Source organism: Bradyrhizobium genosp. SA-3, assembly GCF_004212635.1.
GTDB lineage: Bacteria > Pseudomonadota > Alphaproteobacteria > Rhizobiales > Xanthobacteraceae > Bradyrhizobium.
Window position 1 is genome coordinate 1 of record NZ_PSRT01000212.1, and the last position, 10,701, is coordinate 10,701.

11 protein-coding genes are annotated in these 10,701 nt (G+C 55.5%); 5 read left to right on the forward strand and 6 right to left on the reverse strand.

Annotation, left to right across the window (positions count from 1 at the left end; all coding sequences use genetic code 11):
- The coding region (locus CWO91_RS43905; RefSeq protein ID WP_208753138.1) for a hypothetical protein at positions 1 to 186 on the forward strand (186 nt) is incomplete at its 5' end.
- Positions 187 to 510: 324 nt separating this feature from the next.
- On the opposite strand, the gene CWO91_RS39665 is transcribed toward CWO91_RS43905, so the two are convergent.
- From CWO91_RS39665 to CWO91_RS39680, 4 genes are all read right to left on the reverse strand, one after another.
- Positions 511 to 1,386, reverse strand: a complete 876-nt coding sequence (locus CWO91_RS39665; protein ID WP_165406034.1) for a sensor histidine kinase — start codon at positions 1,384 to 1,386, stop codon at positions 511 to 513.
- An 889-nt stretch (positions 1,387 to 2,275) separates the two neighbouring features.
- Positions 2,276 to 2,860: an anthranilate synthase component II gene (locus CWO91_RS39670; protein ID WP_165406035.1), complete on the reverse strand. Its 585-nt coding sequence runs from the start codon at positions 2,858 to 2,860 to the stop codon at positions 2,276 to 2,278.
- A complete protein-coding gene (gene pabB, locus CWO91_RS39675; protein ID WP_130220796.1) occupies positions 2,857 to 4,251 on the reverse strand; it encodes an aminodeoxychorismate synthase component I in 1,395 nt (464 codons plus the stop codon). The genes CWO91_RS39670 and pabB overlap by 4 nt, the downstream gene beginning before the upstream one ends.
- Positions 4,252 to 4,364: 113 nt before the next feature.
- A complete protein-coding gene (locus CWO91_RS39680) occupies positions 4,365 to 4,724 on the reverse strand; it encodes a Dabb family protein (protein ID WP_130220797.1) in 360 nt (119 codons plus the stop codon).
- An 829-nt stretch (positions 4,725 to 5,553) separates the two neighbouring features.
- Between CWO91_RS39680 and CWO91_RS39685 the strand changes: the two genes are divergently transcribed.
- The 4 genes from CWO91_RS39685 to CWO91_RS39705 all read left to right on the forward strand — a co-directional run bounded on the left by CWO91_RS39685 (position 5,554) and on the right by CWO91_RS39705 (position 9,821).
- Complete coding sequence (locus CWO91_RS39685) at positions 5,554 to 6,189, forward strand: dethiobiotin synthase (protein ID WP_130220798.1); 636 nt, start codon at positions 5,554 to 5,556, stop codon at positions 6,187 to 6,189.
- A 1,706-nt stretch (positions 6,190 to 7,895) separates the two neighbouring features.
- The gene (locus CWO91_RS39695) at positions 7,896 to 8,795 is read left to right on the forward strand and encodes a hypothetical protein (RefSeq protein WP_130220800.1); all 900 of its coding nucleotides are present in this window, start codon (positions 7,896 to 7,898) and stop codon (positions 8,793 to 8,795) included.
- Positions 8,796 to 9,230: 435 nt separating this feature from the next.
- Entirely contained in the window at positions 9,231 to 9,491 is a 261-nt protein-coding gene (locus CWO91_RS39700) for a hypothetical protein (RefSeq protein WP_130220801.1), read from the forward strand.
- A gap of 120 nt (positions 9,492 to 9,611) precedes the next feature.
- Positions 9,612 to 9,821, forward strand: coding sequence for a hypothetical protein (locus CWO91_RS39705; protein ID WP_130220802.1), 210 nt, complete (start codon positions 9,612 to 9,614; stop codon positions 9,819 to 9,821).
- 374 nt (positions 9,822 to 10,195) lie between these two features.
- Here the strand turns inward: CWO91_RS39705 and CWO91_RS39710 are convergent, their stop codons facing one another.
- Both CWO91_RS39710 and CWO91_RS39715 read right to left on the reverse strand, forming a co-directional pair.
- Positions 10,196 to 10,390: a hypothetical protein gene (locus tag CWO91_RS39710; RefSeq protein ID WP_245471526.1), complete on the reverse strand. Its 195-nt coding sequence runs from the start codon at positions 10,388 to 10,390 to the stop codon at positions 10,196 to 10,198.
- Positions 10,391 to 10,445: 55 nt separating this feature from the next.
- Positions 10,446 to 10,701: ATP-binding protein (locus tag CWO91_RS39715; protein ID WP_165406036.1), on the reverse strand; the 256-nt coding region annotated here is incomplete at its 5' end.

Here is a 10,701-nt window from a genome sequence, read left to right on the forward strand (position 1 = left end):
GAGAGAGAGAGAGAGAGAGAGAGAGATGATTTGACCGTGAATGTGGAACTTCTGACAGCTCTGAAGAATGTCGCGAAACGTCGGGCGCGGCTAAAGCTGTCTCGCAACGATGCGCTGCAGGTATTGATCAAAGAGGGTATCAACAACTCTCGCGGCGGATTGACGAAGGAATATGGTGGACCTTGAAGAAGGTTCGCACCCTGCTTCGGAAATGATTGTTCTGCGACATCGCTTGCGGTGGGTTTCCACGCGTGCGAGCGACAGGTCGGTCTTCGCGTGCTGAGGGGGAGGACTTTAGGACCAGCGAAAAGGTATATGATTGGCTCGGTCCGGGCCAGACGCAACGTCTTCCGGGCACGTTCCGGTTGGACGGTTACGGGGTAGAAGCGGACATCAGCCAGCCGACAATCTCCGCTGAAACCGTGGAAAATGACCCAAAATGGACCCTTGACGCTGCCCGCTTAAAGTAGCGCGTCGTCAGGTCGATTGAAGGCGTGCTGACGTCGGCCTCTAGACACTAGGCTTAGGCATTCGGAGTGTGACGCGGCAACCCTGATCCAGATTTTCGTAATCGATCGTGCCGCCGAGTTGCTGTGATAGCAGAGATACAACCCGCGATCCGACGCCTTCCGGCTGCTGCGTTCGGATGCCGACGCCGTTGTCACTCACGGTAAGGACCACTTCGCTGTCGGCATGAAGGTCGACGTGGATATGACCCGGCCGCCCGTCCGGGAAGGCATACTTTAAGCTGTTCGTAACAAGCTCATTGACGATGATCGCGATTGGGACGGCCTGCTCGCTGTGAATATACAGCTCATCCGCCCGAGCCGTGATCGCTACAGGGCTTGTCCCAGTGATTGACGCGGAAAGATGCTGGCATATTTCTGTGAGATACTGCTTGGCATCGACAACCTTCCGCTCGGCCCTGATCGTGAGGTGATCGTAGACCTGTGACATCACCTGGATACGTGAGGCCATGTCGCCGAGCGCGTCGGCCGCGCTCACGCCAGCCTGCTTGGCCTGCAATCGCATCATCGCGGATAACATAGCTAAATTGTTCTTCGTGCGATGCGCCAACTCCATGAGAAGAACCGTTTTCGCTTTCTCGGCGGCAACCATCCTCTCCAGTTCGTTACGAAATCCCTCTGCAACTACGCCGATACCGAGACCGGTCGCGACGAACAATCCCAAAGGTAGAAGATGGGCAGTCCACGGTGCAGCGGGCGCGGCGTACACCGCATATAACGTGGCGAGTGCCGTGCCCAAAAATGTGCTACCGCGATCGAACAGAAGGCCACATAGAAAGATCCCGGGAAGAAGGAAGAACAATCCGCCGAAGCCGCTTTGCGATTGCAGACCCATTTGCACAAGAATGAAGAACGCCATGATGAGGGCGCTCGTCCCAAACCGGATATAGGCAGGCTGCGGATGAGCAGGGAGGAAATAGAGTAGGCGTTCCATTCAGTAGAAACCGTCAGGCTGCACTTTGAGTTCCCGAAGCTCTCGGCAAATGTCCCTATTCTGTAGGCCGCCTTGCTCCGGCGGTGGCCGGCTGTAGGTGCGCTGCACAGGAATTTCGTCAAAGATGCGATCCCTCTTCGTCGGCTCCTGGCCCATCGCGACATACTGCGCTGCCGCACGAGCTTGGTCGCTATAGGACCAAAGCGGACGTAGTCACCAGCCACATGACGCCGTCGAGTTTATTGGTACGCGGCCTAGCTAGTTCGGTTGTCCACTTCCTCTTGTTTCTCCGATCTCAACTAGCCAGCGGATTCCGACTGACCGCGACCGATGATGTTACAGCCGCGGTGTTGACGTCTCGACTCGGTATCTCCGGACAGCGCGTGCGATGAGGGCGGCGAATCCTATAGGCATGGCGAGCCCGATCGATACGCGAAGCTTTGGCAGATAACGGGGGCGTTGATCCGATACCGAAGAGAACCGCCGATCCCATAGGCGCCGGTGGCCAAGTGAGGGGAGGAAACGCCCGTTAGGGCAGCGGTGTCCAGAGTACCGCCTAGACACCGCCAATCTCTTGGCGATCTCGAATAAACGTTTTCGCTAAGAAGCCAGAAAATGACCCCGACTTACCCGAATGCAGGTGATGCGAGGAGGCCGACGCGGCGCCAAGTAATTCGATTGAGGCTGCACCAAAAGAGAAAGTTGCGTACGTAACGTACCAGCTGAGCGATTTACGCCTTCTGGTTACATCTTATCCGACCTCTGTGGGGCGATTCACGAATACGCAGCTCGCCATTCGACGAAGTCTCCGATCTCACGCTTCGAAACTGGCCGCCAATCGCAAGAAATTCATAAGCAACACGTGCCCTTGTTGAGTAAGTACTGACTCGGGGTGGAATTGCACGCCATAGGTTGGATGATGCCGATGTGACAAAGCCATAATCTCACCTTCAATTGAACGGGCTGTCACCACGAGATGCTGCGCGTCTGACTCCTCGAGGTCGACCGCCAGAGAATGATAGCGTCCAACAGAAAGTGGAGACGGGAGTTCCTTGAACAACCCTCGGCCGTCATGCGTTATGTGTGAGGCTCGGCCGTGCATGGGGCAACGCGCGCGCGCCACGCGACCGCCGAAAACGCTCCCAATACACTGGTGCCCAAGACAGATGCCAAGTATTGGAACGCGACCCGAGAGTTGGCGGACAACGGCAGTGGATATGCCGGCCTCCACTGGCGTGCACGGCCCGGGAGATATCACGATTACACGCGCCTGGAGCGCGACGAGATCGGTGAAGCTGATCGCGTCATTCCGGACAACGTGCGTCTCTTCACCGAGCTCGCGGAAATAGCGCGCAATATTGAACACGAAGGAATCGTAATTGTCGATGATCAAAATCAAAACGCACCAGATGGGTCGGCACCAAAGGCGTCGAAGAGTCGCTGTGCTTTGGCAAGCGTCTCCTCATACTCGGCTTCAGGATCTGACATCGCCGTTATTCCAGCCCCTGCATGAAACACAGCTAGGTCGTCGTCGATCATCACGGTGCGGATCGCAATGTTCGTGTCCATCTGTCCATTGAATCCAATGAAACCGATCGCCCCGCAATAGACCTCTCGCGCCACTCCCTCGATGTCCGCAATGATTTCCATTGCTCGCACCTTCGGAACGCCGGTAACGGAGCCGCCCGGAAAACAGGCGCGAAGCAGACCGACGGCGTCTTTGTCTGGAGTAAGTGCGCCCCTGACAATCGAGACGAGATGGTGCACTGACGCATAGGATTCCAGGTTGCACAGTGCGGTAACCTCGACCGAATTGTCGGTACAAACGCGTGACAGATCGTTGCGCAGCAGGTCGACGATCATAATGTTCTCGGCACGATCCTTCTCGGACGCAAGAAGGAGTTCGGCACGGCGCCCATCTTCCGCGGAATCGGTGGAACGCGCGATCGTGCCCTTGATCGGGCGCGTTTCGACCTGCCGTCCGTCAAGTTTCAGAAATCGCTCAGGAGAGCTCGATGCGATTGTCAGCTTATCGTAGCGCAAGAGAGCTGCAAACGGTGCCGGGTTCAATGACCGGAGCTGGCAATAAAAGGTGAGCGGATCGAACAGGGGCGAAACCCTGGCACTGAAGCGTTGCGCGATGTTCGCCTGGAATATATCTCCAGCCAGGATCAAACCGACGACGCGCTGGACCGCTGCGATGAAGCGTTCACGGCTATGGTTCGAATGCCAAGCGTCCGCCGTGCTGGGGATTATGATCCGCGGCGACTTTGGCCTGGCAAGCAGTGCTGCAAACTCATCGGCCCGACGACGCGCGCGATCGGCTCGTCGGGTGGGGTCCTGCTCGGGCCATCCGGTCGAGACGATCCAGCACCTGTGGTGCCGGTGATCGAAGCTGACCACCACATCGTAAAAATGCAGGATTGATTGAGGCAACCGCAGGCCGAGAATTGACGGCGGCGGCAGCCGCTCCAGTGTTCGGTTCATATCGTAAGCAAGGAAGCCGGCTGCGCCGCCCTGGAATGGGGGGAGATCGGGGCGAGGCGCTTCTTTGTATCTCGCAAGAAGGCCGCGGAGGACCTCCCATGGATCGCCTGAAAGTGCCTCTCCATTCCAACTTGCCTGTCCATCGGCGACCAAATAGGTGCTGAACGGCTCGCAGGCCAGATATGAGTAGCGCCCAAGCAGCTCATGCCCTGCCGCGCTATCGAGAAAGGTAAGCTGCGACCGCTGCGCAAAGCAGCGCAGCGCCTTGACAGGCTCAATCCACTGCAACTCGCGAACGTGCATAGGCTATCTGTTACCGACGAGCGGCAGGTTGTGAGGCTCGCGACGCGTGATGCCTTTCCGAACGAGGGCTATTTCCGTCCGACGCGTACGAGACTTTGCGGCTGATCATCAAGCTACTCACGGCCAGCTGGTCCGCTGCGCCGAGCGACTTGCGTTAGCCCTGCCGTTCCAGCGAAATGCACGTCTGTTGACAGCTCATAGTCAGCGGCAAAGCGTAACTCCCGGAGTGGCCGTACGCATCGGATCGCTTCTCGATACAAATTGTGCGTTTTATACGCAGCGAGATCCGTCTCGCTATCAAACTCCCCGTACACCACGACGTCGATGTCATTGCCGAGCTGATCACTCTTGCGGTTGCGCGCAATCTCGAGCCGGCGTGCATATGGAATGGAGGTGAGAACCGATAGACCTTCGATGATTTGGTCGATATCGGTTTTTTCCTTGGCTGTGAAGAAGACGATGTGACGGATCATGGTGGCCGCAAACGTGACGTCGCAACTTGGCCGCGTTCTTATATCGGGATCAGGCTCAACGCAATGCTGGAATGCCGTTGATGGCAGAAGGGCGCTAGTGTGAGCGCTCGGCCTTACATCAGAGGCTCGCAGAATTTCCAATTGAGCAAGCTGTGTGAGTTGCTCGATGCCCAAATGATCTGAATGTGGCGTTATTCTGGCTCGGCGGCTCGATGAATACCCGCGCGCAAAACTTGACTACGGGCAATACTCCGTTGCGGGTGATACCGTCGATCAATGTTCTCCGGAGAAGACTTTTCAGCACTATCTCAACGGCCCCATACCAATTGAACTCAGTCACCAATCGTAGAGCTGTGGTACGAAACGTACAGTTCTGCATCTATTAGGATACATCGTGCCGGACGTGAACGCCTTCGTCCGATCCGGACAGTATTTGTGTGTCGAAAACAATCTTGACCTGTCACAACGCATGACACGCAACTCGGGGAAGCGCGATGGTCCGCGCCCGAAACTTCTATGGTTCAACCTATCAGTTGGCCATGCGGGGCAGGCCCTATTCAGGCCAGGAGCATCGGCAACGAACGACATCGGTGTCTTGCATAAATTGTGCGGCCGCTGCCTGGCGTTGAGAGAGAAAAAATGGTCGTAAGTGCGCTGAGTTGCCCTTTGCTCGACTTGCTGGAAGGTCGGGTCGTACGCCGAACGTAGACTACCGATCTTTCCAAGCGCGAGGCGGGGCCTCCCGACTGGCGCACGTTTGTGAACTGACACTGAAAATCGTGGAGGATGAGATGCGTACACTGCAGGAGGAGACAAGAGGCCAAGCTCGATGAGCCAGCAGCGGATTGTGGTGACCGCTACAGGCGCCGGCATCGGAAAGACGGTGTTCTGCGCAGGACTTGTCAATCTCCTCGGTGCGAAGTTTTGGAAACCGATTCAAGTCGGCGCCGAAGGAGAAACGGACACCGAGCGCGTTGCCCGGCTTGGCAGTCTTCCGTCGGATCGCATCGTGCCTGAGCGTTACCGACTGCAAACGGCCGCTTGGCCCTACAGTTCCGCGGAGATTGACGAGGTTCGCATCAAAACGGATTCGCTGGACGTGCCGAACACTGGAGGGCAGCCGCTCGTAATCGAGGGTACCGGCGGACTAATGGAGCCGCTGAATTGCGGCTCGCTTTACATTGACGTCTTGGAGAGATGGCGACTTCCTGTCGTGCTCTGCGCGAGCACAACTCTGGGCACGATCAATTGTTCACTGCTGTCCATAGAGGCGCTCCGGAGGCGCCAGATCGACATTCTTGGAATCGCTTTCGTTGGCGAAAAGAATTCGGATGCTGTGAGGGCGATTTGCGAGATTGGAAGGGTGCGGTGGTTAGGGCGACTGCCCTGGATCGCGCCGCTGTCGGCAGACACGCTGCAAGCTGCGTTCAAGGCCTCTTTCTTGCGCGATGATTTCAAGTCATGACGCTAAAGAAGAAGCCGTTGATCTGGCGACCGCCATCTGGAATGGTAACCGATACTCCATCAGACCCGGTCATTTTTCTCGGCACGTGCTCCTCCTTCTCGTCGGTGTGCGACAGCTCATCCGCCACTCTCCGAGTTGCCCTTAATGGTAATAAATCGGCAACCCGGTATTCCCGCGGGCGCATGCGGTAAACAAGGTGTTCAAGTACATCTGCATCTGCCAGCTACGGTTCGTGCGTGGATCGCGGAAATCGTCCTCGAGTTCGGAACGGTCAAGCAAACGAGCCGCCAGGATCCAGGCCTCTCGTTGCCAACTCCGGTTTGTGAGCGCTCCCTTGACGCTATCGTCGATCTCTCCGACGGAGAGGTGTTGAGCGTTCTTAAACGCTACGACTGAGCTCGGTCAGCTGCACCTCGTTGGCATGAACGCCCGTATTCCAGCGATCGGGATCCTTTGTTCATGCAAGTGCCACCGTTGAGTAGAACGCGAGCGATGCAAGAGTCTGCCTACCGGCAGCCTCGATCGCGGTGACGCTGGCAGAATGAAGCTCATGGCTGCCTTTGCGTGAATAATGCAGGCGACCGATCCATTGAGTTCAGGGCCAAGAAATCGCCAACTTCCGTGCTGTCGTCGTCGCAAACCACCAAAATCGAACCTACTGGCGTTGGCGCCTAAATCTCCCCATTTTGCGGTCACTCGGCCGCTGTGCGCGCAAACTGATATCATGAGGCCAGAAGAAACTTTTCCGGCCCCGCCCTGGATCTGGAGCGTAGAGGATAGAAGTCCGGCTCTCGTCGGACCTCCATCTTGAATAATCATTCCGGTTGATGGTCTGCGTAAACAAGCAGCCGCCATCGAATCGATCCTTGTGCCGCTGTGTGCGCATGATGTCCTTGCGGCGGTAAGACGTGGCCCGATGCAATGCCGATCTCACGATGACAGCCCATACATCGATAGATTCCGGCGTAGGGAGCTGCGACTCCGGGTCCGTGATCCTGATTAAAAGCCTCGCTGTTAGATTGCTCTAGATAGCTTCCGTACTTGTAGTTCGCCATTCTTCTTTCTCAGATCGTTGATTTGTGTCGCCAGACGTCTGCGCGCAAAGTCTGTACGAAATGGACCAAGACTGTAATTCCAATCTAAGTGCGTAATTGGAGCTCAACGCTTCAACGCGACGGTCAAACTAAACATGTAACGGGCCCCGCTTCGCGCGTTTTTGTGTTTGCGACGCAGTTTTTGTGTGCTGTGTCACCCTTTGACGCTGAGGATTCATGCAGTCCTGTCGAAGGTTCGCACCCGTGACTTACTCATCCACGAGGGGAGCGCAATCTAACATCCGAATAAGCCTGGAGATGTTGAGAATTCCCGGTTGACTTTTTGATCGCGCAAAGGTTGCATGTTGTTCATTTCAAGCTTTTACTTGGGGAGATATTCAAATGATCAATTGCCGTCTGATCCTTGTTGCTTTTTGCTTTGGGTTCGCACCGGCCGCAATAGCGGCTGAACGACCGACAATTCCCGCGCCTACGCAGGCGATGAAAGGGCGATGTGTTCGATATGACCACTTGCCTCCAGTCTGCCCCTATCGGGTTTACCTCACGCCCGAACAACGGCAGGCGATCGAGCAGATGCACCAAGAGAACGTGCAAAAGCTGAACAGCGTTAAGTGATTTCTTCCAACGCTTTCTTACTTATCGGATAGTCCAATGATCGCGCTGACTTTCTGCCGTAGAGCATTTGTTGCGGCAGGTGTTCTTTGTTTAGGTGCTTGCGGCCTCACCGTTCCGGACATTAAAGAAGCTTGGGACGCAGACAGGCCAGCAAACCCGGCAAACGGCGAGCCCAAAATATCCGGCACCGCGCAAATAGAGTTCGAAATCAAGAAACGAATCTATTGCGATCTAAGAGACGCCGTTCAGGCTGTAAACCTAATCGAAGTGTCCGCGGGATCCTATGACAAGCCGGGTCCTGCGAAAAAGGGCATCATTCCGCTGAAGTGGGGAGCGCAGGTCAGCTTAAGCTTGCAGGTAGATGAGTCATCAGCCTTAAATCCTGGGCTTACATTCGATGACCTAGTTTCATCCACGTTTAGTTTGGGACTGGGAGGAACGCTTTCCTCTACGGCCACCAGGGTTGATAAGTTCAATCCGTCTTGGTCTATCGCTTATCTAATGAGGCCCGACACTCCATATTCTGTCTGCAAGCCAGGAAACGATCCGTTCGAACAGATACGGTGGAAACCAGCAACGAGTTCTCCTTTTATACTCGAGAGCGACTTGGGCATCAAAGAGTGGCTCCAAGGAGCAATGTTTACAGACGTGTTGCTGCACTCTGTTGGCCCAGCGGGCGGCGATCCGAAGCCTGATACTGTTTCTTATGAGATTAAGTTCGTCATCGTGTCGAGCGGCAGCGTCACACCTACTTGGAAGCTAGTGAAGTTTTCCGCGAATACATCGGGCGATTTTTTTAGCGTCGGTCGTACACGTACGCACGATCTAATAATCACAATAGGTCCAAACGATTCGACCACTCTAGACGCCCACCTGGCGTCGCAAATAGGCAACGCCGTAAGTAACAGCAATCGCGCTTTGTTGTCGCGACGATAAGAAAATGTATTGCTTGATTCAGTTGCCTCGTTAGACGGAGCGTTCGGCTGGTTTAATCGGCGGATATGGTTCCCCGCCGAGCGATAGCCAGTCCGGAATGCTGGTGTTCTGTTGTGAGCGCATCCAGTTCCGATCTTCATCAGCACGGTGCTCGCGTCAGGCATCGGATTCGCCCGAACGCAATCGGGCTTGAAGGTCTTCACGAATGCTCGGCTAGGCCGTTGTGCGCCACGTGGAGCAGAGCGCTGGATCCGGCGACGCCTCGCTCGCTTCCGCCGGCGGCCAACGTCAGGACCGAGTTTGAGCGCGCTTCACGCTACGGTTAATATGGTACCTCGCTTAAATGATCAGCTATTTCGCTGGGTTGACTTCGTTGGACATTCCACCACCTTCAGTGGAATTCGATTGCCTGAGCTCGGGACAAAAGGGACGCAAATGACGATCTCGACGCTAGTTCTCGCCGCTGTCAACGCGCCTCACAGCAAGCAGCTGGACGCGCAGGCGCTCGTCTTTTGCCTTAAGAATCCAGCTGCCGCTGAAACAATGCCGGGACACATGTCGGCTTTCTTCGGTGAAGTTGACACGTATTTGCAGAAAGAATTCGCCCATCAGTTCGGCATCAGCGATGCGGAGCTCGTTGCTTCTGCAAAAGCGTTTTCCAGCTATTCGGGTGAGCATTACCCGATTGCAGCGTGATAACCGAGAAGACCAGGTCGGATTGGGCGAAGCTATTTCGGATAGCGCGCGATCTAATTGGCCAAGTTAACTCGCAAGGAACAGTCATAGACCCATTGGACGTTCGGTGGAGGCACCGCGATGATGCTGCAAATTGCACATCGCGAAAGCCACGACGTGGACATCTTTCTTTGTGATCCGCAATCGCTGCCGTTTTTGGATCCGCAGAAACAGGACTTCAACGCCCAAGCGAATACAAGGGTGACAGCAATCGCGTTCGAAGCTGTTGCCATTGGCGTTCGAAGCTGTTGGCGAGATCGATTTCGTCGTTGCTGGTCACAAGACCGCTAACCCAACGATTGAGAGAGAAATTGAAGGTATGAACGTCCTTCTAGAAACGATTCCGGAAATCATCGCCAAAGATCATCTTTCGTGGAGCGAGTATCAAACCGCGAGATATCTTTGATATCGCTGCAGCGAGCGTCGATCATTCCGCCGAACTGATCCGCGAGCTGAACCCATATCGACAGAGCGTGATCGAAGTCGATAGGCTAAATCCTGAATTTATGCGCGGGGCAATAGACAGTCTGATCATAAGGGACGGCTATAAAGAAGTTGCCGCAACAGCTCTCGACTGCGCGAAAGAAATACTTCGGGCTGTATGATCTTCGCGGACATCTGCGAGATGATCTCTGTTAGGTTAGTAGCTGGGTTCTTGCAAATTGCTAATTGGGCGGGTTGATTGATAGTGCTCGATATGAACTTTCAACAACTTCCGCTTCGTGGCTTACATCCGGAGCTGACACGATCTTGAGAGGAAATTGGCCGGCGGGCCTTGCGAATTCCATTGCAAAGTGCCCGCCTGCTTTAGCGACCAACGCCTTCAGGCGATCGAACTCGCCGCACCAGATCGTTTCCATGTCGTGGTCACGTTTCGCATCGCGAGCTTCGGCCGAGCTGCCGATACCTACGGTGTCAATCGGCTTGCAAATTTGACCCCTCATCGGCGTCCAATTTTGACCCCTTTGCGCGGCGAGCTTTGCTGGTAGCGCTCGTCTCGTCGGAGCTGGCCGGGATAGCGGAGGCGAGACGAGCGCGGGTGGCGTGATCGTCGTCTCGGCTCTTGAACCGCCAGCTATCGTTGCCGGTCTCGACAATGTCGCAGTGATGGGTCAATCGGTCGAGCAGCGCGGTGGTCATTTTGGCGTCGCCGAACACGCTCGGCCATTCT